Below are 23,676 nucleotides of genomic sequence, written 5' to 3'. Positions count from 1 at the left end.
CGTGGATTTATATCTGTCGATTACTTGATATAAGTGAGCCCTTTCTTTTTTTCTAACGGTGTCGATAAAAACTGGTTGAGAGGTTGCTGTGCGATCGCTTGCTCATATTTCTCAATATAGCTTTTTGCCATGCTGAGGTGATCAAAGTATTCACGCGCATATTCATGGCACAGGCGAGGTGAGAAGTTGCCATGCTTCACTGCCTCAACTAACTCGTCTTCCTTGTTGGATAGAACACCAACCTCATTGGTGATTAACTCAGGTAGTGAACCATAAGGCGTGCTATATACTGGGCAACCCATATACAGGCTTTCGGTAATGGCTAAACCGAAAGGTTCTTCCCAAGTGACCGGGAAGATCAGTCCTTTTGAGCGCTGCAAAACCTGACACTTTAGATCGTTGCCAACCATGCCGTGAAATTTCACATGCATGTCGAGGGTTAGTCTAAAACCCATTTTAAGATTTAATCGACTGCCGCCTAATACGTCCAGTTTGGTACCAGACTTTTTGGTAATGTCGATGGCGCCTTGAACGTTCTTAATACGCCAAGCTGCTTTACCTAAAAAGTGATAGCGGTTATCTCGGTTCTCGATCTGTAGGTTCGGTTGTTGATAGTCACTCCAGTCCAAACCATTGTGAACATACGCCTCACCACCATGATTTAAGGCATGTTTGTGAGAAACAAAAATGGTATTGGCGTCGTGTTTGTCGGTAGCAGCACTATTGCCATGACGAGTGATAACGTAAGGTTTGTCGCTTTTTCCGCTATTTTGGAAATGCACAACATCAATATAGCTTGGTATTTGTGCTTCTAAAGGCTTGGATTTGTCTCGATGGATACAAGTTACCCACGGAGAATCGATCGGCTCGCTGGTCAGCAAATACACTTTGTGGTTGAGTTGTGCTAATCCTTTGATCAAGCTCCAAACAACACGTTGTGTGCCGCCATAAGTGGTCGGTGGCAGTTCACCGTTATAGACCATCAGAATATTTAACAAAACTTCCTCTATCTTATTGTTGTCGTGAAAATTAAATGAATGAGCCATAACCTTTGGTTATTGGTAGAGCTTACCTTTTTTGGTGCTGGGATCTTTAGCCGTCTTGAATCTTTTATGTAACCACATCCATTGTTCAGGAGCGCGAAGAATCGTCTCTTCGACATATTGATTCATATACGCCGCTGCGGCTTGTTCATCTTTTTGTGGGTAGTGTTCGTCAATGGTTTTATCGGCCATAAGTTGGTACTTACCCTCATCATTTCGAAACCCTGAGCCTGGAATAATCGCGCAACGACTGGTATAGGCGAGAATGCTGGTTCCCGTCGTTGTACAGGCTTCTTTTACCGCAAAGAAAGGCACAAAGACCGATTTATTTCGACCGTAGTCATGATCGGGTAGGTAAAACAGTCGTCCCCCTTGTCGAAGCACTCTGATCATTTGTTTGAGATCTTTACGATCGATCAGCTTGTTTCCATTTTGAGTGCGACCACGATATTGAATCCAGTTATAGGCGGGATTGGCATGTGGACGATACGCGCCATACCCAGCATAACCTAGCACCGCAAATGCTCGGGCGGTGATTTCTAAATTGAGGGCATGTACGCAGCACAGCAGCACGCCTTTATTGTTCTCACTGCAACGTTTAAGTGCGTCGATGTCTTGCTCGACGATCAGGCGCTTAAAGCGCCACGTTGGCCAAAACCAAGTGATGCCAGTTTCAATTAATGCCATGCCGGTATTGGCAAAGTTTTTAACGATGAACTGGTCTCGTTCAGTATCAGACATCTCTGGAAAGCTAAGCTCTAGGTTACGGCGCACAATATGAGCGCGCTTTTTGCCGTATTTGAGTCCCAGCCGACCAAAGGCTTGTCCCATCTTGGACAAAATCGCATAAGGCAGTAGGTTGACTACAAGGGCAAGCAAACCAAACCCCAGCCATACTCCCCAGTTTTGTGGTTTGAGTAGTGAAAGTGAAAACACTGGCTGATCGTATTTATTATTCATAATGGTAGAACCTACATTTGCCCCGATTTTTCAAAGTACTTTTTAGCGACTAATAGTGAGATAAGACGCTCACGTTTTTGGTCTCTAAATTGATCGACCCATTGATGCGCATTGGCAATAATCGCTTCGGCGGCTTCTGGATGCTCATTGTAGTATTCCATCTTCTCGATAAGATCGGAGTAATCGGCTTTGACTTCCGCATAATGGACATTGGGCTCAAGGCGACCTTCCATAAACCAAGTCTCAAATTTGGGTTTTGCCATCAGCACTAAAGAGTTAGAAGACATGGCCCATTTTAGACCACTGGCGACATCATTGCCTTCGATAGAAACCAGATATTTGTATTCGAGTTGTTGCTCGATGGACAGAAAACCTTTCTCCCACGGATCGCCATTGATCGGTTTGGTCTGCCCAATATCACACAGAGGGTGTTGGTAGTATTGCTGGATCACCACTTGTCGATGCCGTTTCTTGCCGATGCCTCGCCAAACCGCCATGGGCTTTTTATCCTTGAAAGCTCGCTTGTCATCAACAAAATTGAAGTGACGCACGGCATTGAGTTTTAATACCACACCATTTTGGTTGTTGTCGGCGATGGGACGACTTTTGAGAAAGCTTGGACGCTCGGGAATAAATTGAATGTCGCCATTAAGGACATGAAAGCGAAACTTGGCGTTGAATCCCTTGATGACTTTGAGCATATCGAGGAAATAGGTAGTTCCTCCATTCTTTTTAAAATCTTTAATCGCAATAGCTTCGTTGTCTAAGGTAAAAGTTTGCTCAAGCTTATTGTAATAATCGACTCGGGTTTGGATATCGCTGGATTCTTGTTGAGAATACTCAGCCAGTCGCTTGTTCGCCCAATGGCGAAACAGAACCCTTGGAATAAGCGCTAACAGAGCCGATTGACTGTAATAATGCAGTTTAGTGAATTTCATAAATGGCTATCTAAGCAAAGTTGAGAGGTTAGGCGGTTTTTTGTTTTATCGCATTCTGTACACATTCTGGTACAAAGCGGGTGATATCACCACCGTGAATGGCGACCTCTCGCACGATAGTCGAGGAAAGAAACGCATACTCTTCAGAGGGAGTCAGGAAGATGCTCTCTAAATTGGGTAAAAGGCGTCGATACATGCTGGTGAGTCCGAATTCATATTCAAAATCCACCGTGGTACGCAACCCGCGCACGAGAATGTTCGCCTGTTGCTGTTGGGCAAAATCAACCAATAAGCCACTAAAACCCATAGCGCTGACGTTCTCAAGTGAATGACAAGCTTCAGAGATAAGATCAACTCGTTCCTCTAAACTAAACATGGTTTTTTTCGAGGGACTCGCTGCGACGGCAACCACGACCTCATCAAACATATTGGCCGCTCGGTGAATAATATCAATATGACCATTGGTCACTGGATCAAAAGTGCCAGGATAGATGACTTTTTGCGTATTCATTGCTGTGTATTCACCATGAGTTATCGGAGTTACTGCGCCTTGGCGGATTTCACTCACCAGGGCAAGTCTCTGTGTTAGTTATTAAACTAGCAAAATCTATGTGGTAAGAATTATGCAGCTCAACGGTTTGAATGTAAAATCATTGCCCAAGATTTGCTGAATAAAGCCGATGACCGAATCAATGGTGAATAAGGATTGCTGACGATGGAAACCTATAAACACAACCAAACCTGTTATTGGTTTGATAAAGCGCTACTAACCGAGCCCGTTGAGTCTGTGTTTGATGTCGCTTTTTGGCAGCAGCAAGATAAAGTGCTAGGCAGTGCACAGGGGCGCGGCACAACGTGGTTTGTCGCCACGCAACAACTGCCCGCTGCACTAAGACATTATCGCCGCGGGGGACTGTTTGGCAAACTGGTAGAAGACCAGTATTGGTTTACTCAGTGGGAGAAAACCCGCAGTTATATGGAATTTGAACTACTCACTCGCTTGCGAGAGGCGGGCGTTAATGTTCCGAGACCTATCGCAGCTCGAGCGGTGAAGTTTGGTCTATTCTATCGTGCCGATCTATTGAGTGAAAAAATCCCCAACGCACAGGATTTGGTCGGCATTATTCAGCAGCAAGCATTGCCAGTCAGCATGTACCAAAAGATCGGGCAGGAGATCGCTAAAATGCATCAAGCTCAGGTCAACCACACTGATCTGAATATCCATAACATCTTAATTGATGACCAACAGCAAGTGTGGATCATCGACTTTGACAAGTGCTATCAACAATCAGGCGATGATTGGAAACAAGGCAATTTAGACCGCCTTAAGCGTTCGTTTTATAAGGAACGTGATAAATGCGGCGCGAAATTCAGCGAAGAAGACTTAAACATTTTGTTTGAAGCCGTAAGTTATTAGAATCTAGGCGCTAGGTCCTAGAATCTAGGGGTGATCCTGCCACTTTTAAAGGCTCATATCGAAATCACTTCCTAGCCCCTAGCCCCTAGCCCCTAAAATCTAGCCCCTTTTGTCTAAAATCTCAATCGTCCTCCCAACCGCTCCTTTACTTTGTCTCACAAACGCCTTCGCATTTCGACCTTGCTCAATTCGATCCGTCTCCGAATCAATCAACCCTTCAACCGCCTTCGCAATGGCTTCCGGTGTCTCTACAACCTGACACGCCCGAAGTGCTATCAACTGCTCACTGATGTCTTTAAAGTTAAAGTAACTCGGTCCGGTTAGCATAGGCATACCGATCTCTGCCGGTTCTAATAGGTTATGTCCACCCACCTTATCGCCAAGCAGACTGCCGCCCATAAAGCAGATATCAGCCGCTGATAGCATGGACATCATCTCCCCCATCGTATCGGCAAGATAGACTTGGGTGTTTGGGGTAATGGTTTCTCCGCTGGTGCGAGTTACGATAGTTAAGCCTTGTTGGCTTACCAAGTTTGCAACAGCATTAAAGCGCTCAGGGTGGCGAGGCACTAGGATTAATAGCGCGTTAGGGTGCGATTTTAAAAGAGTTTGATGAGCTTTTATAATGGGCAGATCTTCACCCTCATGGGTACTCGCTGCAATCCAAACTGGGCGTTGGCCGATTGGTTGGCGTAGTGCTTGTCCTTGGGTTAGTGCCGTCGGGTCAACTTGGATATCAAACTTAATCGAGCCCGTCACAAATACTTTTTCAGCATCGACTCCTAGGCGAATAAAGCGCTCGGCGTCATCTTGATATTGGCAAAGTAGCGTGGTGAGATTTTTAGAAACGAGATCAAACACGGATTGGAACTTGGCGTAACGTTGGTATGAGCGCTCAGAAAGTCGAGCATTGATGACTGAAATAGGGATCCCTGCTTGCGCCACCTTGTGTAAGGTGTTGGGCCAAAGTTCAGTTTCGACGATGTACAGTGCTTGAGGTTGGATGGCTTTGATAAAACCCGAGACCGCAAAGCCAAAATCAATGGGCATATAGCGATGTTCAACCCACTCACCGAGTTTACTCGCTTGCTCGGCACCGGTTGGTGTGGTGGTGGTAAGGACAATCGTGGTTTCTGGTTGCTGTTGTTTCAACTGGCGGATTAGAGGCGATATTGCAATCACTTCGCCGACGGAAACCGCGTGAATCCACACTGGGCGAGCGTTGGGATTACTGAGCTTAGGCGTGCAGCCAAAATGCTCTTTCCAGCGAGACCCTACAGAGGGTTTACCTGGTTTTTTTTTGTATAACCCCAAGAGTAAAATTGGGCTAGCCACAGCAAGAATAAGGGTATAAATCAGTCGAATCATAGGCTTCGGTTTCATCGATTGATCAGATTTTGCTTGGTTGAGCAAAGGTCCAAAAGCGATGAATCAAATAAGTGATAATAGGCAATATAATAACAACAAACAGCACCTTAAGGTAACTGTTGCTGTGGGTCAGTAATGCACTGCTGGCTTGACTAAGCATTAATGCGCCAAACTGCACCATGAAAAAACGTAGGGCATTGTGCAAGTTGAGTTGGCGCTGAAAAACCAGTTTGGTTTGTGCAAAGTAAGAGAAGACAAATGCCAAACAGAACCCCAGTATGTTCGCGAGCAAGACACTGTCTTTAATTAAATAGAGAAAAGCAAAGGCAACACTGAGGTGGATCGCGGTGGCAATCCCACCGACCAACCCGAAGCGTACGATTCTTATTGCTAACAGTTTGTCACGCCAACTTGTCAAAGTGTTCACTCTTCTCTTGGGTTAATGATGGGCTTTCAACAGGGTTGTGATGAAAGGGATCGCTAGCTGATTCTGCATCATCATGTTCAACAATATAAATCGGACGTCGTTTGGATTCCATATAGAGTCGCCCAACATATTCACCCAATACGCCAATTCCGATCAACTGCACGCCACCCAAGAACAGAATAACGGTGAGCATGGAAGCGTAACCGGGCGCGTCGATACCAAACATTAAGGTTTTTAATATCGTGAAGCTGCCGAATAGGAAAGACAGAGCCGAGATAACGCAGCCAATATAAAGCCAGATACGCAGCGGGGCAGTGCTAAAACTTGTGATGCCGTCCAGTGCGAAGTTCCATAGTTTCCAACCATTAAAGCTCGATTCACCAGCTTCCCTTGCATCGCGTTTGTATTCCACCACCGAGGTTTTAAAGCCAACCCAAGAGAACACCCCTTTCATAAAGCGCTGGTTCTCGGGCAGTAATTGAATCGCTTGCACGACTCGACGATTGATTAGGCGGAAATCGCCGACGTTTTCTGGGATCTCGACTTGGGCAACCATGTTGTGAAACTTATAGAACATCTCTGCCGAGAATTTCTTAGCCCAAGTGTCGCTGCTACGGTCGACGCGTTTTGCCACCACGACGTCATAACCTTTTTGCCACTCGCGGATAAAATCGTGGATCAGCTCTGGTGGATCTTGCAGATCGGCATCGATCGGGATCAACACTTCTCCCTTGGCGCGATCAATCCCCGCGGTCAGAGCGGCTTCTTTGCCAAAGTTGCGAGATAAATTGATGGCACGAACTCGGGTGTTCTGTTCACTCAATTGGTAGATCACATCAAGTGTATTGTCCTTGCTGCCATCATTGATGAGTAGGATTTCATACTCCAAGTTGGTTTGTTCGAGCACAGGAGTAATGCGTTGCATAAAGCTGTTTAAGCCCTCTTGCTCATTGTAGCAAGGGCAAATAACAGAAATGGTGGGGGTTGGCATAGACATGATAATAGCCACTCGCAGTCAATGGTGAATGTTAGCTTAGAGCTGCATGTTAACTTAGCGTAGATAGAAAAATCGTGAACAGCCCTATAAAGCGCCATTTGGATACAAGATGCCCTCCCAAATCTTTGAGATTGGAAGGGCATTTCACTTAAGTATTTTCTAATTCTTCTATCGCGGTAATGATTCGTTGCGGCTCAAGGTCGACTAAACATTTAAGGTGTCCAAGGGGACATTCTCGTTTAAAGCACGGACGACATTCAATATCAGTATGAATAATGCGAACTTTATCCGTTAATGGCGGGGTGTAATCTGGCGAGGTAGAACCATAAACCGCAACGATATTACAACCCACAGCCGCAGAGACATGCATCAAACCTGAGTCGTTACTGACGACAGTTTTACAAGCGGCAAGAAGATCGAGCGCTTCGGTGAGTGAAGTTGCGCCAGCAAGGTTAAAACAGGACTGCTGAGCCTCGGGAGTTAGGGCATTGCGAATCTTATCGGTTGTCTCTTTATCTTTGGCGGAACCAAATAACCAAACCTGCTTGCCACTGTCGATTTGTTGCTGAGCGACCGAGGTGTAATGCTGTTCTGGCCAACGTTTTGCTGGACCAAACTCTGCCCCGGGGCACATACCAATAATCGCGGACTCGCGGGTAAGTGAGAACTTACTTAGGGTTTGTTGTTGCTGTTGTGGATTCACCGACAGACTAGGTCTTGGGCAGTGTTCTATGGACACTTCTTGTTTCATTGCGGCTTTACTGGAAGCAAGGGCGACAAAACGCTCGACATAAAACTGGAAGTCACGTTTGTTAGGGCGCAGGTCTGTGAGCAGGCCGTAGCGGCTTTCTCCCTTCCAGCCGATACGGTTTGGAATACGAGCAAACAGAGGAATCAATGCGGATTTGGCAGAGTTCGGCAACACAAAAGCGTGGCTGTATTGCTCAGATTTGAGCTGACGACCAATTTTCCAACGACCCGCTAAGTCAAATGAGCCGTGACCGATAGGCATTTCAATCGCTCGATTCACTTCTGGCATACGCTCAAGGATTGGCTTACACCATGCTGGAGCCAGGACATCGATTTGTGCTTGTGGATGACGATGTTTCAGTTCGCTGTACAGGCTTTGCGACATCACCATATCACCGACCCAGGATGGGCCTATAATTAGAATTTTCATTGTATCGGGTCCGAAAGGGTCTGTTCGATCTATTGATTAGGCTAATGAAACAAGCAAAGTAACTACTTACTTTGCTTGTTTATGAGTGAGTATAACACTTGGTTAATCTCAGGGTTATTGGCTAACAATTAACAGTTAAAAATTAGCAATAACAATTAGCCATTAACAATCGCCAAGTACTCCGCCACACCTTGTGCGACAGTCTTGAAGCTATGTTGGCAACCCGCAGCGCGGAGATTGGTTAAATCGGCCTGAGTAAACTCTTGGTAAGCGCCTTTTAAATGCTCAGGGAAAGGAATCGTTTCAATTTCTCCACGTTGGTGGAACTGGATAACCGCTTTGGCGACTTCCTCAAACGATTCCGCATTGCCCGTACCGAGGTTGAAGATACCCGAGGTTCCATTTTGCAAGAACCATAAGTTAACGGCGGCAACATCACCCACATAGACGAAATCACGCCTAAAACCTTCACTACCTTCAAACAGTTTTGGATTTTCACCTGCGTTCATTTGGTTATTGAGGTGGAATGCAACAGAGGCCATGCTGCCTTTGTGTTGTTCACGTGGACCGTAGACATTGAAGTAACGGAAACCTGTGATTTGCGAAAGGGTTTCACCATGCTCTTTGGCATCTTGCCATAGGCGGCGTACATAGTTGTCGAATTGCTGTTTTGAGTAGCCGTAGACGTTGAGCGCGCCTTCGTATTGGCGCTCTTCTTTAAAGATCTTGGTTTCGCCGTAGGTTGCCGCCGAAGAGGCGTAAAGGAAAGGAATCTCACGGTCTAGACAGTAGTGCAGAAGCTCTTTTGAATACTCGTAGTTGTTGAGCATCATGTATTTTCCATCCCACTCAGTGGTTGCTGAGCAAGCGCCTTCATGAAACACCGCGTCAATAGGACCGAAGTCATCACCAGCCATGATCTGGGTAAGGAAATCATCGCGATCCATATAGTCGGTAATATTAAGGTCGACCAAGTTTTGGAACTTGCGACCGTTTTTAAGATTGTCGACAACCAGAATATCATTGTGGCCCGCTTCATTGAGTGCTTTCACGATGTTGCTGCCAATCATGCCAGCTCCGCCAGTTACGATGATCATAAGTGCTTCCGTTTTTGAATTAAATTATTGGCAATTATATAGGAAATCATCTTGGCTGCCCACAAGGGGCAAGCTGATTAGGTCGTCAATGAGGTCACAAATGACTGATAAGTAAATAATGATTATTAATCCTATTATTTTGGGTAAATATCTTGATGAGGGGAAATGTCCGTTTCATTAGCGGAAATTTTCGACTACTATTAGAGGTCAGTGTCTTCAACTGATTGCACTGAATTATCGATAATTTAGTAAGTTAAGGAATGCGACAATGAAAAAAATCGCTCTAGTAATGGCGATGGCTGCAGCAATGTCTTCTCCGGCATTCGCTGAAGCAGAGTCGGCAGGTGCTGCGAATGCAGCAGCAGCTGGTTCGGGTGCAGCAGTGTCTGGCGGTATGGCTGCTGGTGCTGCGCTTGTTGTTGGTGCAGTTGCTGTTATCTCTTCAGATGACGACAATGCAACAACAACAACTGTAACTGCTGGTCAGTAATTGCTGTTGATATAGACTCTAAAGCCCCTTTTGCTAGTTATGGCGGGGGCTTTGTTTTGTCTTCTAGATAATTTGCTATATCGATAAGGTCATTTGTTTTATCGACAGAACCAATCTCTAGGGCAATGCTGTGGAGCAGTATACGGATTAAAGAGTACGATTAACGATGCTAGACGCTTAACGCTAAAATTAATCAAGATAATTACCTGGCTTTAATTACTTTAATAGCTTGTAATATCGCTAAGCTAACATCTCATTTATTCATTTATTGAATCGACTTCATTATTTGGCATCTTGGTGAAAATAGATGCAACAGAATTTATTCAAGGACGTAGTTTTGAAAACTAAAAGGTTAGTTTTGTCGTTGTCACTGCTGTTATTGACAGCTTGCTCTCAGCGTTTTCAGGATGTGAACGCCACCTTTTCTCACGCTTTTTATGGTCCCGATGATGCGGTTTTAACGGCAGAGCAAATCAGTGACCTTCCTTATGCCAGTACTTATGTGCGTATTAACGATGGCGCTCAGATATTTATGGTGCTGGCTTTCGCACAACAAAATCCTTTGACGGGTTATACGCAATACAAATGGATGTCCAGCGACAGAGCCATGATCGTTACTGAACAAGGACGTATTGTGAAAACACTCGGCTTGCTTGGAGACAACTTAGTTGGCTTGGAACGTAAAGCACAAACCAACACATCTTGGTCCGTCACCTATGATTGGTCGCCACAATATCGCTACGGCTACAACGGCATTGCGATACAGACTGCGTTAACTCAAGAAAGCATCTCAACCCCTTTGCAGAATTACAACACCAGAAAATATGCAGAGACGGTGAGCTTCGACGCGATCGACGCTAAGATCACCAATTATTACTGGAAAGATATCGTCAGCAATCAAGTGATCAAACAAATAGAATATATTGGTCCACAGATGCACAAGATAGAAATGACTCTACTAAAGGCTCCAACTATCTAACTAATCTCTGCCTAGCACCTAGCACCTAGCACCTAGCACGGCCATAACATCAGGAAAAATAAAAATGCACCAAGGAAGCATAAGATTACTACGACTCGCGATACCTTTGTTATCACTGGTTTTTCCCGTAAGCGCTGCATCACTTAAGGTCAATCTCCCCCAGCAACAAGTGAGTTTTGACTATCAACAACCGACCTCTCTTGAGCAGCTATTGGGTGATGTTCACCAGCGTGCGGTTAAGGAACAGCCAGATCGTTCAGTATGGCAATATGTTTCATGGCAAGCACAACTCTTTGATCTGACAAAACAAGCAGAGATTGAAAGTCAAAAGCAAGCTGTATTGATGAGGTTGCAACAACTGCAAAATGAGTATCCGAACTCCGGAGCGAAAAGCATTTTGAACCAGTTACAAGCCATGAAGTTTAAGTCGCGACAGTGGGTGTCCCTGGATTTTGATGATGTGCAATCGCAACTGGATGCCAACCCGATTTTAGCGGGGCAATTTGAACTTAACCTGTTTCCTCGTGATAACTCAGTGTACTTTTTGGGGGCAGTCAAAAAGCCGCAATCCTTGTCTCATAAGGCGAGATGGTTCTTATCTGACTACTTCGAGCATATCGGCAGTGTTAAACTCGATGCTGCGAGTGGCAGTTATGCTTTAGTGGTGCAACCCACCGGTGAAGTGCAAATCGCGCAGTATGGTATTTGGAACTTCCAACCGCATTTTATTGCACCGGGTGCCTTAGTTTGGGTTCCCTTTGATAACTTACCGAGTGACTATCAATCTCTCAATGCCGACATTGCTCAACTGCTGAGCAATAAAGTCTCTTATTCACAATAGGTTGTTGCGCGATGTCTGCGAATATTTTATCTCATTCTGGTTTACGTCCGACCTTGTTGTCAGGTCTTATTGCTTCGTTGTTTTCGCCTGTGTTGCTGGCGGATGCTTTTTCGCCTACGGTACTCAAACCTTCTCAATCTGATTTTGGAGGCGTGGGTCTGATGCAGATGCCATCTGGTCGAATGGCTGCTGAGGGGGAGTTTAGTCTCAATGGTGATTGGAGCGATGAATATCATAAATACAATGTTAATCTACAGGTAATGCCTTGGTTGGAGACAACGATACGCTATACCTTGGTTCAGGATAGTCTTTATAGCCATTCGCCAAGCTTTAGTGGTGATACCAAATATACCGATAAAGGCATCGATTTTAAGATCCGTTTATGGCAAGAATCGACCTTTCTCCCGGAGACCTCGGTCGGCTTTAGGGATTTTGGCGGCACCGGATTGTTTGATGGCGAGTTTATCGCGGCAACGAAACGCTTTGGCAATCTCGATTTTACCTTGGGTATGGGCTGGGGTTATCTAGGAACGCGTGATAGCATCACCAATCCATTTTGTAAGGCGAGCGATAAGTTCTGCGATCGTCCTTCTGATGTTCGTGGTAACGGAGGCAGTGTCGATTATGATCGTTGGTTTAAAGGACCGGCTGCACTGTTTGGTGGGATTGAATATCAAACGCCTTGGAAGCCGTTGCGTTTTAAGTTGGAATATGACTCCAATGATTATTCACAAGACTTTGCAGTATTACGTGGTCGTGATGTCGATATGACACCGGAAACGCCTTGGAACGTTGGTGTTCTTTATCGACTGGGCGACTGGGGCGATGCAAGGGTGAGTTATCAAAGAGGTAATGCTCTTGCGTTAGGTCTGACGATGCGCACCAATTTCAATGATATGAAAGCCATGTGGCTAGATGAACCAGCACTTAAACCAAGACCCAGTGAAGCCGCACCGTCTATCGAACAGGTTAACTGGGACTCGCTAGCGAAACAGTTACAGAGTAATGCCGGCTATAGTGATGCTCGTATTGATATTGAAAACAACACGCTTATCGTGACGGCGACTCAGACTAAGTATCGCGATAGAGAGCAGGCCCAACAGCGTGCTGCGGCGATTATCGCTAGCTTTGTACCGCAGACTATTACTCACTACCGGATTGTTGAAACCGCTGAAAATATGCCGCTCACCTCCGTTGATATTGATAGCTTCGAATATAAGTCTCAGCAAAGCACACCTTTGCTAGGTAGTGAGTTTGCACAAGTAAAATCAGACCCTCAAGAAGTACCGAGTCGTCTAACCGATGACCCTTATGTTGATAACCTTAAGCGCTTTGATTATTCAATTTCGCCAAGTCTCGCACAGTCTTTTGGCTCAGCAGAGGGCTTCTATCTTTACGAAATTGGTCTTAATGCCGCGGCAGAATATCGCTTAACGCGTCATTTAATCGCTTCTGGTGGATTGCATTTTAATCTTATCGACAACTACGATAAGTTTAATTACGAAGTGCCGCCCGATGGTACCAGCGTACCAAGGGTAAGAACCTTGTTCCGCTCTTATGTCTCTGACAACGCCGCATGGGTTAATAACTTGCAGCTAACGTATATGAACCAAGTCGTCGATGGCGTGTATGCGCAAGCTTATGGCGGCTACCTAGAAAGTATGTTTGCTGGTGTGGGTGGTGAGTTGTTATATCGTCCATTAAATCGAAATTGGGCCATAGGTGCGGATGTTAACCTAGTTTCTCAGCGAGATCCGGATAGTGTATTTGGGCTGTTTAGCGAAGATCGTCAATATAGCAATGCAGATGGTGTCTATTATCAAGTGCAATCGCAAGGTGTCACTGGTTTTGTGACCGGATATTACATGCCACAATGGCAGTTCCTGGAGAGTACCTTGTTGAAAGTTGGCGTGGGTCAGTTCTTAGCGGGTGACTTCGGGACTCGAATTGATTTCTCTAAACAGTTCGACAGTGGAGTGATTGCCGGCGCTTATGCCAGCTTCACTGATATGAGCACCGAAGATTATGGTGAAGGTAGCTTTACCAAGGGCTTCTATGTCTCGATCCCATTTGATGTGATGACGGTCAAGCCAAGCAACAATCGAGCAGATATTTCTTGGCAGCCGATTACCCGTGATGGCGGTCAGATGTTGGGTAGGAAGTATCAGTTGTTTGATTTAACAGATGCTCGCTCGCCTTGGTTCCAAAGACCTAGTCAGGTGGAGTAACCTTGTTCCTTGCTCGCAAATCAAGCGACAGGTTTCTAATAACATGAGACCTGTCCTTTTAGGTATTAGGGATAAAACGGTCGAAAAGTTTAGCCTTTATTCCCATATATTTGTCTTTATTGCCATATGTTTGTTTTAGTGCTCTTTTTTTGTAGTACGATATGCAATTCAAAATGACAGGATTATAGTTGATAACAGAACGGATTATGCTGGCCACCTTTTCTCCTTACATTGTTCTCGCACTTTTTATCGCCACAATCGTAGGGTTAATCAAATATCAGAGTAAACCTGAAAGAGTATTCGGTTTGCTGTTGCTGGTGCTTTATTTGACTAACCTAGTGACGACCAGTCAGGTGATCAATAGCTTTGCCAATCAAGGGCTATTGACTCTTATGTTACTAATGATTTGCTCTCTAGCACTAGAAAAAACCAAACTGCTTAGGCGCATCGCTAATTTTATTATTAAGCCAAGTTATCACTTAACTTGGTTACGTTTATTTAGCCTGACCGCGATTTCATCCGCTATCTTGAATAATACAGCGGTGGTCTCGACCATGATCGCACCGATCCGTAACAACCCACACCATTCAGCGAGTCGATTATTGTTACCGCTCTCTTATGCGGCCATTCTCGGTGGTACGTTGACCTTAGTGGGGACCTCAACCAATTTGATCGTCAACAGCATGGTATTGGAAGCCAATCTTCCCAGTTTGAGGTTTTTTGATTTTACCTTAGTCGGACTTATTGTTGTGATGGGTTGTGGCTTGTTACTGTTTTTATTGTCAGGCTTATTGCCAAATCGTGGGAAAGATTCTCTATCTGCAGCGAGTTACTTTCTTGATGCTAAGGTTGAGCGCGGATCGAACTTGATCGGTCGTACTATTGAAGCCAATGGCTTAAGAAACTTAGAATCGCTGTTTTTGGTGGAGATTTTGCGTGAAGGACGACTGATTTCTCCAGTCTCCCCACAAGAGGTGATCAAACCCGACGACCGCTTAATGTTTAGTGGTGATATTAAAAAAGTGACGCTACTGAACCAGTTTGATGGGCTCAATCTGTTTGCTCATCAAAATGGCTTACCTTTAGATAACCTGATTGAGGTGGTTATCCGCCCCGGCAGTATGCTTTCGGGCAGAACGCTTAAGAGAGCGGGTTTTCGAGCACTTTTTGATGCTGCCGTGGTGGCGATGAAGCGCGATGGAGAACAGGTTTCAGGGAAATTAGGGGAGATGGTGCTGAGCCCCGGTGACTATTTGATTCTTGCCGTCGGTGAGGACTTTAAGGCGAGACGTAATCTAAACAAAAACTTTTTTATGCTCAGCGGCATAGAAACCGAGCACCAATTACAAGGTAGCAAAGAGGGGTTATCAATCTTCGGTTTTTTTGGTGCGGTTGTGTTGGCGGCACTTGAAGTGGTTCCATTGTTTCAAAGCATGCTGGTGTTGCTGGGTGTACTTTTGTTAACGGGATGTTTGACTACCAATGAGATTTTGCAACGCTTACCGATACAGATTTGGGTGATCATCTCCTCGGCACTGCTCCTTTCTCAAGCCTTGATTAATACCAACGCCTTATTGATATTGGACACCGTCATAAGTAACAACCAAGAGTTCTTTACGCCCTTTGTCGGTTTGGTGATAGTGTATGTGTTAACCTGGTTGTTAACAGAATTAGTCACCAATAATGCCGCCGCCGCGTTAATTTTTCCTATTGCTCATGGCTTAGCGATAGGTTTGGATGGCAATCTGCATAGCTATATTTTAGCGGTTGCATTTGGAGCAAGTGCCAGCTTTATTAGTCCGTACAGTTATCAGACTAATTTAATGGTACACAACGTCGGTCGTTATAAAATAATAGACTTTGTGAAAGTAGGGGCGCCAATCGGGCTGCTTTACGGCATTCTTGTTGTCTCTGCAATCACCTTGATTTATGGCGTGTAGTAACAGGGTTAGTACACGGCAATGTTATCTCTTTAAATATTTATACAGGAACAGAGAATGAAGATTTCTCCAGAACGTATGACTCACCTAAAGCAGTTGGAAGCTGAGTCGATTCATATTATGCGCGAAGTCGCAGCAGAGTTTGATAACCCAGTTATGCTTTATTCTGTAGGTAAAGACTCGTCGGTCATGCTGCACCTAGCGAAAAAAGCATTTGCTCCGGGCGTCCCGCCCTTCCCACTGATGCACGTCGACACCACTTGGAAGTTTAAAGAGATGATCCAGTTCCGTGACCAGATGGCGGAAAAAGTGGGCATGAAGCTTATTGTGCATCAAAACCCAGAAGGCTTGGCGATGAACATTAACCCATTTGTTCACGGCAGTTCAAAACATACGGATATCATGAAGACTCAAGGTCTAAAACAGGCGCTGGACAAGCATGGCTTTGATGCGGCTTTTGGTGGCGCACGTCGTGATGAAGAGAAGTCTCGTGCCAAAGAGCGAGTTTATTCTTTCCGTGATGAACACCATCGTTGGGATCCGAAAAACCAGCGTCCTGAGCTTTGGAATATTTACAACGGTAAGGTCAATAAGGGCGAAAGTATCCGCGTTTTCCCGCTATCCAACTGGACTGAGTTGGATATTTGGCAATATATCTATCTTGAGAGCATTGAGATCCCAGGTTTGTACCTTTCTGAAATGCGCCCAGTGGTAGAGCGTGACGGTATGCTTATCATGGTGGACGATGAGCGCATGGAGTTGCAACAGGATGAAGTGGTTGAAGAGAGAATGGTGCGTTTCCGTACCTTGGGCTGTTATCCACTGACCGGTGCGGTTGAGTCACAAGCCACTACACTACCGGAAGTGATTCAAGAGATGTTGCTCACCACGACTTCTGAGCGTCAAGGTCGCGCGATTGACCATGATAGTTCTGGCTCGATGGAGAAGAAAAAGCGAGAAGGATATTTCTAATGACCACACCTTACGAGCGTAAACAAAACGACTCCGTGAGTGATGATGTGGTTTGGCATAACACCACCGTGAGTCATCAAGACCGCATTGAACTTAAACAGCAACAGCCAGCCGTGCTTTGGTTTACCGGTCTTAGTGGTTCCGGAAAATCTACCGTGGCTAATGCGGTCGAAAGCAAACTGCTGAGCTTAGGTAAACACAGCTATTTACTTGATGGTGATAATGTTCGCCATGGTCTTAATAAAGACTTGGGTTTTAGCGATGATGACAGAGTTGAGAACATCCGTCGCATTGGGGAAGTTGCCAAGCTATTTGTCGATTCTGGCACCTTGGTGCTGTCGGCTTTTATTTCGCCCTTTATTAGCGACCGCCAGCAAGCTCGCGATCTGTTAGAGGCAGGGCAGTTTCTTGAGGTGTTTATCGATACACCGATAGAGATATGTGAGCAGCGTGACCCTAAAGGTTTGTATAAAAAGGCGCGCGCCGGTGAAATTAAAAACTTCACTGGCATTGATTCTGCTTATGAAGCACCGGTGAACCCGGAAATTCATGTCCAAACCGCGGATAAAAGTGTCGAAGAGTGTGCAGAATATGTGGTCGCACAACTGGCCGAACTCGGTTATCTCACTTTGGGAGAGGGTTAGTATGCATTACGATCTATTTAACGGCGATGCCGATGGCATTATTGCATTGATTCAGATGCGCCTTGCTGAGCCTAAAGAGTCTGTGTTGGTAACGGGTGTGAAGCGAGATATTAAGCTACTAAGCAAGATAGTGGACAACAGCGATGTGAGTTCAGTGACGGCTCTGGATATTTCAATGGAAAAGAATCTTGAACCGTTGAATCAGCTGCTGGACAAAGATATTGAGGTCTTCTATTGCGATCACCATCGAGCGGGTGAAATACCGGCCTCAGACAAGCTAACAGCATTGATCAATTTGGATGCCGAAGTTTGCACCAGTTTGTTGATCAACCAAAAACTCAATGGACAGTTTGCTAAATGGGCGGTTGCCGCTGCCTTTGGTGACAACTTGTTTGCAAGTGCAGAAACGTTGGCCAATGACATTGGGTTATCAGAGCAAGATACCGAGTTCCTAAAAGAGTTAGGCACACTGATCAACTACAACGGCTATGGTGCCTCACTGGATGATCTGCACATTGAGCCTGCTGAGTTATACCGCCAATTGCTGCAATACCCTTGTCCATTGGCACTGAGAGAGGATCTCGCCTCGCCATATTACATTCTTAAGCAAGGCTATGCGTCCGATTATCACAACGTCGAACAGTTGACGCCGATTAGTGATAACTCAATTGCCCGAGTGTTTGAGTTGCCTTGTGAAGCGTGGGCAAGACGTATCAGTGGTGTGTTCGGCAACGAATTAGCCAACCTAGCTCCGAGTACAGCCCATGGCGTACTGACACTCAACAGCAGTGGAAACGACTATACCGTCAGTGTAAGAGCCCCCCTTAATAATCGCGTTGGCGCAGATGAGATTTGCTCTGCTTTTCCAACCGGAGGTGGGCGTAAAGCCGCAGCAGGGATTAACCAACTCCCTGTTACGAGCAAAGCGGACTTTATTGACGCACTGAATCGTTTCTACCAATAAACATTTAAAAAGTGACGAGATCATTTTTTACTAAAAGGATATAGACATGTCTCACTCTTCTGAATTGATCGCTACCGATATCGAAGCGTATCTCAAAGTCCATGAAAACAAAGATCTGCTGCGTTTCCTGACCTGCGGTAACGTTGATGATGGTAAGTCCACCTTGATTGGTCGCCTGCTGTTTGATAGCAAACTGATCTACGAAGATCAGATGGCGGCAATTGAAAAAGATTCGCAGAAGTTTAATACCACTGATGAAGCTTTTGATCTTGCACTGCTAGTGGATGGTCTGCAATCGGAGCGCGAACAGGGCATTACCATTGATGTTGCCTATCGTTATTTCTCTACCGATAAGAGAAAGTTTATCATCGCCGACACTCCTGGGCATGAGCAGTACACTCGTAATATGGTGACGGGCGCATCGACTTGCGATCTTGCTATCGTGATGGTGGATGCTCGTTACGGTATTCAGACGCAAACTAAGCGTCACAGCTACATCTGTAGTTTGTTGGGTATCAAACACATCATTGTTGCGGTGAACAAGATGGATTTGATGGAGTACAGCCAAGATGTTTACCAAAAAATCAAATCTGACTATCGCGAGATGGCGAAGAACTTCAATATCGATGATATTCGCTTTGTGCCTATCTCAGCGCTAAAAGGGGATAACGTTGTTACCCCAAGCGAGAATATGGGTTGGTATCCTGGGGCGACACTCATGAAGTTGCTTGAGACGGTGAAGATTGGTCAAGATAAAGATCTTAAGCGTATGCGCTTCCCGGTTCAGTATGTGAATCGTCCAAACTTAGACTTCCGCGGATTCTGCGGCACGCTAGCGTCTGGTGTGGTACAAGTCGGTGACGAAGTGACCGCACTTCCGTCAGGTAAAGCATCGCGTGTTAAGGCGATTTATACGCATGATGGTGAACTTGATACCGCTTATCCAGGTCAAGCCATCACACTGACCTTGGAAGATGAAATTGACGTCTCTCGCGGTGATATGTTGGTGTTGTCAGGTCATGAGCCTGCGGTGACCAACAAAGTGGATGCGCATATAGTGTGGATGGATGAAAATCCAATGCGCACTCACAAAGAGTATATCTTCAAGTTCGCGACTAAATCGTGTACTGGTAAGGTATCTGACATTGCTCATAAGGTGGACGTGAATACCTTGCAGCAACACGCAGAGGGCAGTGAGAGCCTGGAACTGAATGAGATTGCTTTGTCTAGTATTTCGCTCACCGATAAAGTGGCTGTTGATGTGTATCGCGAATTGCCACAAACCGGTGCGTTTGTTGTCATTGATCGCCATAGCAATGTGACTGTCGGCGCGGGTATGGTGAACAAGATTGCAACGGGTAGCGAGGAAGAAGGCAGAATTTACTCGCAAGCAGATAAAGAGCTGAACGCCTATATCCGTAAGCACTATCCAGAATGGGATTGTGCGGAGATTTAAGCTGTTAGAGTGATAATATCGATAAAGGCTCAGGACATTGAATGTCGCTGAGCCTTTTATTTTTCTGAAACAATGAGTCTGATGCTTACCGTGTTACAACGACCTATTCCGGATAGCCGTTAGGGTTCCCAGACTGCCAGCGCCAAGTATCTTGTGTCATGTCTTCCAGTGTTTTAGTGGCTACCCAGCCTAACTCTTTCTCCGCTTTGCTAGGATCTGCCCAGCACTCAGCGATGTCGCCCGGACGACGTTCCACCAACTGGTAAGGTACGGGTTGACCACTGGCTTGTTCAAATGCAGCCACCATTTCTAATACACTCGAGCCGTTACCCGTCCCTAAGTTGTAGACATGCAAACCCGATTGGCTGCCCACTTTTTGCAGTGCAGCGATATGCCCGTCAGCAAGATCCATCACATGAATATAGTCACGAACCCCAGTGCCATCTTTGGTTGGGTAATCGCTACCAAATACCGATAGAAACTCTCGACGACCGACCGCCACTTGAGAAACAAAAGGCATCAAGTTATTCGGAATACCCTGTGGATCTTCACCTAATTCGCCGCTTGGGTGTGAGCCAACCGGATTGAAGTAACGCAGTAAGGTAATGCTCCACTCTGGATTCGCAGCTTGGAAGTCGGTCAGGCACTCTTCGACCATCAACTTACTGCGTCCGTATGGGTTGGTGGCGCTCGTTGGGAAAGACTCTGTGATGGGCACTGAAGCCGGATCGCCATATACCGTTGCTGAAGAGCTAAACACTAAGCTTTTCACGCCACACTCACGCATCGCATCAACCAGCACCAAGGTACCATTAACGTTATTGTCGTAGTATTCGAGCGGTTTCTGCACTGATTCGCCGACCGCTTTTAGACCCGCAAAGTGAATGACGGCATCGATATCGTGCTGTTTTAGCACCTCAATCAGCCGTTGTTTGTTACGAATGTCGCCCTGAATAAATTGCGGCTGCTGACCACATACCTTTTCAATTCGTGGCAGCACCGATGCCTTGCTGTTGTCTAAATTATCGAAAATAATGGGTGTCATGCCAGCATGGATCAACTGGATGCATGTGTGGCTACCTATGTAGCCCATTCCACCGGTTACTAGAATATTCATTGACCTAACCTTAAACGTTGATGACTCTATATTTGTATGATTCTAGTGTAAAAGATATACCTATTGATGTCTGTATCGTTACTGGGAAATTACACTTTAGTAAGTGACTTGGAGCCAAATCCCATTCATATCCATTCAATAGTTTAGATTTTAATGATGCAATAGTATGATTACCCGTCTAAACAGGCATGTTGTAGACTTATACCCAAGTTACCTCGCATCTTGAGGTAACTTGGCTACATGCTTAGTTATCAAATTACAAGGTCATGAAAATGAAAATAGCAATCGCAGGTACCGGATATGTTGGCCTGTCTAACGCAATGTTGTTGGCGCAACACAATGAAGTCGTCGCGATCGACATTGTGGCAGAGAAAGTTGATTTACTGAATAATCAACAATCTCCGATTGTCGATGATGAAATCTCAGACTTTCTGGCGAATAAGTCTCTAAATTTCAAAGCAACACTGGATAAGCAACTTGCCTACCAAGGGGCAGATTATGTCATTATCGCCACGCCAACCGACTATGATCCTGCAACCAACTACTTCAACACATCCTCAGTTGAAGCCGTGATCAAAGATGTTATGTCGATTAACCCTGATGCGGTGATGGTGATTAAATCAACGGTTCCGGTCGGTTACACTGAGCGTATTAAGCAAGAGTTTGCTTGTGACAATCTTATCTTCTCGCCAGAATTTTTACGCGAGGGTAAAGCGCTGTACGACAATCTTCATCCGTCACGCATTATTGTCGGTGAGCGCAGCGCACGTGCAGAAGTGTTTGCTAACCTATTAGTGGAAGGTGCAATTAAGCAAGATATCTCGGTGTTATTTACTGATTCAACTGAAGCAGAAGCGGTGAAGCTATTCTCAAATACCTATCTTGCTTTACGCGTGTCTTATTTTAATGAACTTGATACCTATGCGGAGACCCATGGTTTAGACTCGCGTCAGATCATTGAAGGTGTCGGTTTAGACCCACGTATTGGGAATCACTACAACAATCCGTCTTTTGGCTACGGCGGTTACTGCTTACCAAAAGATACCAAACAACTGCGCGCTAACTATCAAGATGTGCCGAACGAAATTATTGGTGCCATTGTGGAAGCGAATCGCACGCGTAAGGACTTTATTGCTGACTCGATTGTGAGCAAAAATCCAAAACGCGTGGGTATCTATCGTCTTATTATGAAATCCGGTTCGGACAACTTCCGTGCTTCAAGTATCCAAGGGGTCATGAAGCGCATTAAAGCCAAAGGTATTGAGGTTGTTGTGTATGAGCCAGTGCTTGAAGAAGCGGAATTTTTCCATTCTGAAGTGATCAAAGATCTTAACGAATTTAAAGCGACCTGTGATGTGATAGTCTCTAACCGTATGGTGGATGAGATTAAGGATGTTGCCGATAAGGTTTATACTCGAGACCTTTTTGGTAGTGATTAACGAGTCGATAGATCACCGATGGCATCGTTTTACTGCTTGAATATGGCAAGACCATGTTGTTATCGAGAGTCACAAGTATTATTTGTTTTTTATAAAGGTAGCCTAAGTGATTAATGTATTTAATGTAGAGAGCCCTCTGCAGTTAAAGATGGCTCAAAAAGCTATCGAGGATTTAAAACTGATCAATAATGCTTTGGTCATCAATATGTCTAACAGTACGAATAATACCAATCAGATGGTGCGAGTGTTGGATAAGGCTCTGTTCTCAAAGATAATTTACATCAACGAAAGTAAGAGCGGCAAGAAGGTTAAAACCTTTGGTAAAGTGGTGTCGCCTTTGCTGTCGCTGTTAAAGCATCGGGTCAATTATTACTTTTACGGGGAATACCGCAATAAACATATGCGCAGGCTAGGTTTCTTACTGATGCCCAAAAAAGTCTTGTTGCTAGATGATGGTGCTTACACTATTACCGCTCAGCGCAGTATCAACAAAACTAAACCTGCATTGTTACCAAACGTTGATAAGGTGATTAGACCGAATCTTTATTCGGTGTTTAAATTTACTCAGTATCCAGAAGGTCGAAAAAACTATTTTGATCATCATGCGCTAGTACCAAAGAAGGTCGAGATAGGCAGTAGCGTGTTTGTTATGGGATCGAAGTTCTCTGAAGCACATATCGTGAGCCCAGACCAAGAACTTAAGTTTTTATCCTATGTCTATAACTTGTATAAGCAGAGCAAGGATCAAGTTTATTACTTCCCGCACCGAGAAGAGTCACAAGATAAGCTCGAAAAAATTGCGAGTATCGGGTACACAGTCAAAACCATGACCCTCCCGTTTGAGTTGTATCTGCAACAGTCGCGAGACTACCCATCAGTGATCGCTTCATTTGCTTCAACCGTCGCCTACAATATTTTTATTGAGTATGAAAATATTGAGTTAGTGAATTTTGATATTACCGACTTTTATATTGATCCTAAGAGAGTAGTATCTGCCAATAATATTAACGCTTACTACTCAGAAATTGGTATTGAAACCATAAAAATCGACAAACAGTTAGTGTGATAAAAACGCAATTTGGACAGTAACTGTTGGATGTGGGTTACCAATGATGGGATTGATATAGACTTGGCTAGCCAAGGAAATTCTAACTATGCTACATGTTGAGCATGAATTTA

Annotated in this window: 22 protein-coding genes; 12 read left to right on the top strand and 10 right to left on the bottom strand. The window is 45.1% G+C overall.

What is annotated here, in order from left to right:
- Positions 1-20 precede the first annotated feature (20 nt).
- From L9Q39_RS12635 to coaD, 4 genes are read right to left on the bottom strand one after another with little or no spacing between them, the layout of a single operon-like run.
- Entirely contained in the window at positions 21-998 is a 978-nt protein-coding gene (locus tag L9Q39_RS12635; RefSeq protein ID WP_237485387.1) for a glycosyltransferase, read from the bottom strand.
- Positions 999-1,055: 57 nt separating this feature from the next.
- Positions 1,056-2,003: an LpxL/LpxP family Kdo(2)-lipid IV(A) lauroyl/palmitoleoyl acyltransferase gene (gene lpxL / locus L9Q39_RS12630; protein ID WP_435532820.1), complete on the bottom strand. Its 948-nt coding sequence runs from the start codon at positions 2,001-2,003 to the stop codon at positions 1,056-1,058.
- An 11-nt stretch (positions 2,004-2,014) separates the two neighbouring features.
- Positions 2,015-2,941 (bottom strand): glycosyl transferase family 90, encoded by a 927-nt coding sequence (locus tag L9Q39_RS12625; RefSeq protein WP_237485386.1) that lies wholly within the window; start codon positions 2,939-2,941, stop codon positions 2,015-2,017.
- A 28-nt stretch (positions 2,942-2,969) separates the two neighbouring features.
- Positions 2,970-3,452, bottom strand: a complete 483-nt coding sequence (gene coaD / locus L9Q39_RS12620) for a pantetheine-phosphate adenylyltransferase (protein ID WP_237485577.1) — start codon at positions 3,450-3,452, stop codon at positions 2,970-2,972.
- Positions 3,453-3,656: 204 nt separating this feature from the next.
- Between coaD and L9Q39_RS12615 the strand changes: the two genes are divergently transcribed.
- Positions 3,657-4,358, top strand: a complete 702-nt coding sequence (locus tag L9Q39_RS12615) for a 3-deoxy-D-manno-octulosonic acid kinase (RefSeq protein ID WP_237485385.1) — start codon at positions 3,657-3,659, stop codon at positions 4,356-4,358.
- A gap of 99 nt (positions 4,359-4,457) precedes the next feature.
- Here the strand turns inward: L9Q39_RS12615 and waaA are convergent, their stop codons facing one another.
- The 5 genes from waaA to rfaD all read right to left on the bottom strand — a co-directional run bounded on the left by waaA (position 4,458) and on the right by rfaD (position 9,427).
- Positions 4,458-5,741 (bottom strand): lipid IV(A) 3-deoxy-D-manno-octulosonic acid transferase, encoded by a 1,284-nt coding sequence (gene waaA / locus L9Q39_RS12610; RefSeq protein ID WP_237485384.1) that lies wholly within the window; start codon positions 5,739-5,741, stop codon positions 4,458-4,460.
- Between the two features lie 7 nt (positions 5,742-5,748).
- Positions 5,749-6,144, bottom strand: coding sequence for a GtrA family protein (locus L9Q39_RS12605; protein WP_237485383.1), 396 nt, complete (start codon positions 6,142-6,144; stop codon positions 5,749-5,751).
- A complete protein-coding gene (locus L9Q39_RS12600; RefSeq protein WP_237485576.1) occupies positions 6,128-7,144 on the bottom strand; it encodes a glycosyltransferase family 2 protein in 1,017 nt (338 codons plus the stop codon). The genes L9Q39_RS12605 and L9Q39_RS12600 overlap by 17 nt, the downstream gene beginning before the upstream one ends.
- Positions 7,145-7,298: 154 nt before the next feature.
- Positions 7,299-8,330, bottom strand: coding sequence for a lipopolysaccharide heptosyltransferase II (gene waaF / locus L9Q39_RS12595; protein ID WP_237485382.1), 1,032 nt, complete (start codon positions 8,328-8,330; stop codon positions 7,299-7,301).
- A gap of 155 nt (positions 8,331-8,485) precedes the next feature.
- Positions 8,486-9,427, bottom strand: coding sequence for an ADP-glyceromanno-heptose 6-epimerase (gene rfaD / locus L9Q39_RS12590; protein ID WP_237485381.1), 942 nt, complete (start codon positions 9,425-9,427; stop codon positions 8,486-8,488).
- Between the two features lie 268 nt (positions 9,428-9,695).
- On the opposite strand from rfaD, the gene L9Q39_RS12585 reads away from it, so the two are divergent.
- From L9Q39_RS12585 to cysN, 9 genes are all read left to right on the top strand, one after another.
- Positions 9,696-9,917 (top strand): hypothetical protein, encoded by a 222-nt coding sequence (locus tag L9Q39_RS12585; protein WP_237485380.1) that lies wholly within the window; start codon positions 9,696-9,698, stop codon positions 9,915-9,917.
- Positions 9,918-10,254: 337 nt separating this feature from the next.
- Entirely contained in the window at positions 10,255-10,896 is a 642-nt protein-coding gene (locus tag L9Q39_RS12580) for a YjbF family lipoprotein (RefSeq protein WP_237485379.1), read from the top strand.
- 64 nt (positions 10,897-10,960) lie between these two features.
- Entirely contained in the window at positions 10,961-11,737 is a 777-nt protein-coding gene (locus tag L9Q39_RS12575) for a capsule biosynthesis GfcC family protein (RefSeq protein WP_237485378.1), read from the top strand.
- An 11-nt stretch (positions 11,738-11,748) separates the two neighbouring features.
- Positions 11,749-13,965, top strand: coding sequence for a YjbH domain-containing protein (locus L9Q39_RS12570; protein ID WP_237485377.1), 2,217 nt, complete (start codon positions 11,749-11,751; stop codon positions 13,963-13,965).
- Between the two features lie 206 nt (positions 13,966-14,171).
- Entirely contained in the window at positions 14,172-15,905 is a 1,734-nt protein-coding gene (locus L9Q39_RS12565; RefSeq protein ID WP_237485376.1) for an SLC13 family permease, read from the top strand.
- 57 nt (positions 15,906-15,962) lie between these two features.
- Entirely contained in the window at positions 15,963-16,877 is a 915-nt protein-coding gene (cysD, locus tag L9Q39_RS12560; RefSeq protein ID WP_237485375.1) for a sulfate adenylyltransferase subunit CysD, read from the top strand.
- Positions 16,877-17,521 (top strand): adenylyl-sulfate kinase, encoded by a 645-nt coding sequence (gene cysC, locus L9Q39_RS12555; protein WP_237485374.1) that lies wholly within the window; start codon positions 16,877-16,879, stop codon positions 17,519-17,521. The genes cysD and cysC overlap by 1 nt, the downstream gene beginning before the upstream one ends.
- Before the next feature lies 1 nt (position 17,522).
- Complete coding sequence (locus L9Q39_RS12550; protein ID WP_237485373.1) at positions 17,523-18,485, top strand: DHH family phosphoesterase; 963 nt, start codon at positions 17,523-17,525, stop codon at positions 18,483-18,485.
- A gap of 46 nt (positions 18,486-18,531) precedes the next feature.
- A complete protein-coding gene (cysN, locus tag L9Q39_RS12545; protein ID WP_237485372.1) occupies positions 18,532-19,941 on the top strand; it encodes a sulfate adenylyltransferase subunit CysN in 1,410 nt (469 codons plus the stop codon).
- Positions 19,942-20,044: 103 nt separating this feature from the next.
- Here the strand turns inward: cysN and galE are convergent, their stop codons facing one another.
- Positions 20,045-21,058 (bottom strand): UDP-glucose 4-epimerase GalE, encoded by a 1,014-nt coding sequence (galE, locus tag L9Q39_RS12540; RefSeq protein ID WP_237485371.1) that lies wholly within the window; start codon positions 21,056-21,058, stop codon positions 20,045-20,047.
- A 272-nt stretch (positions 21,059-21,330) separates the two neighbouring features.
- Here galE and L9Q39_RS12535 point away from each other — a divergent pair, with 272 nt between their 5' ends.
- Both L9Q39_RS12535 and L9Q39_RS12530 read left to right on the top strand, forming a co-directional pair.
- Complete coding sequence (locus L9Q39_RS12535) at positions 21,331-22,497, top strand: nucleotide sugar dehydrogenase (RefSeq protein WP_237485370.1); 1,167 nt, start codon at positions 21,331-21,333, stop codon at positions 22,495-22,497.
- 106 nt (positions 22,498-22,603) lie between these two features.
- Complete coding sequence (locus L9Q39_RS12530; protein WP_237485369.1) at positions 22,604-23,563, top strand: hypothetical protein; 960 nt, start codon at positions 22,604-22,606, stop codon at positions 23,561-23,563.
- Positions 23,564-23,676: the final 113 nt, after the last annotated feature.

It is taken from the genome of Vibrio hippocampi (genome assembly GCF_921292975.1).
In the GTDB taxonomy this organism is placed as follows: domain Bacteria; phylum Pseudomonadota; class Gammaproteobacteria; order Enterobacterales; family Vibrionaceae; genus Vibrio; species Vibrio hippocampi.
Note: the sequence above shows the minus strand (reverse complement) of the source record. Positions and strands in the feature narration are given on the sequence as shown.

Coding starts and splice junctions, on each gene's coding strand:
- lpxL (WP_435532820.1), bottom strand. CDS start 2,003: ATGAATAATAAATACGATCAGCCAGTGTTTTCACTTTCACTACTCAAA.
- L9Q39_RS12625 (WP_237485386.1), bottom strand. CDS start 2,941: ATGAAATTCACTAAACTGCATTATTACAGTCAATCGGCTCTGTTAGCG.
- coaD (WP_237485577.1), bottom strand. CDS start 3,452: ATGAATACGCAAAAAGTCATCTATCCTGGCACTTTTGATCCAGTGACC.
- L9Q39_RS12615 (WP_237485385.1), top strand. CDS start 3,657: ATGGAAACCTATAAACACAACCAAACCTGTTATTGGTTTGATAAAGCG.
- waaA (WP_237485384.1), bottom strand. CDS start 5,741: ATGAAACCGAAGCCTATGATTCGACTGATTTATACCCTTATTCTTGCT.
- L9Q39_RS12600 (WP_237485576.1), bottom strand. CDS start 7,144: ATGCCAACCCCCACCATTTCTGTTATTTGCCCTTGCTACAATGAGCAA.
- waaF (WP_237485382.1), bottom strand. CDS start 8,330: ATGAAAATTCTAATTATAGGCCCATCCTGGGTCGGTGATATGGTGATG.
- rfaD (WP_237485381.1), bottom strand. CDS start 9,427: ATGATCATCGTAACTGGCGGAGCTGGCATGATTGGCAGCAACATCGTG.
- L9Q39_RS12585 (WP_237485380.1), top strand. CDS start 9,696: ATGAAAAAAATCGCTCTAGTAATGGCGATGGCTGCAGCAATGTCTTCT.
- L9Q39_RS12575 (WP_237485378.1), top strand. CDS start 10,961: ATGCACCAAGGAAGCATAAGATTACTACGACTCGCGATACCTTTGTTA.
- L9Q39_RS12570 (WP_237485377.1), top strand. CDS start 11,749: ATGTCTGCGAATATTTTATCTCATTCTGGTTTACGTCCGACCTTGTTG.
- L9Q39_RS12565 (WP_237485376.1), top strand. CDS start 14,172: ATGCTGGCCACCTTTTCTCCTTACATTGTTCTCGCACTTTTTATCGCC.
- cysD (WP_237485375.1), top strand. CDS start 15,963: ATGAAGATTTCTCCAGAACGTATGACTCACCTAAAGCAGTTGGAAGCT.
- cysC (WP_237485374.1), top strand. CDS start 16,877: ATGACCACACCTTACGAGCGTAAACAAAACGACTCCGTGAGTGATGAT.
- L9Q39_RS12550 (WP_237485373.1), top strand. CDS start 17,523: ATGCATTACGATCTATTTAACGGCGATGCCGATGGCATTATTGCATTG.
- cysN (WP_237485372.1), top strand. CDS start 18,532: ATGTCTCACTCTTCTGAATTGATCGCTACCGATATCGAAGCGTATCTC.
- galE (WP_237485371.1), bottom strand. CDS start 21,058: ATGAATATTCTAGTAACCGGTGGAATGGGCTACATAGGTAGCCACACA.
- L9Q39_RS12535 (WP_237485370.1), top strand. CDS start 21,331: ATGAAAATAGCAATCGCAGGTACCGGATATGTTGGCCTGTCTAACGCA.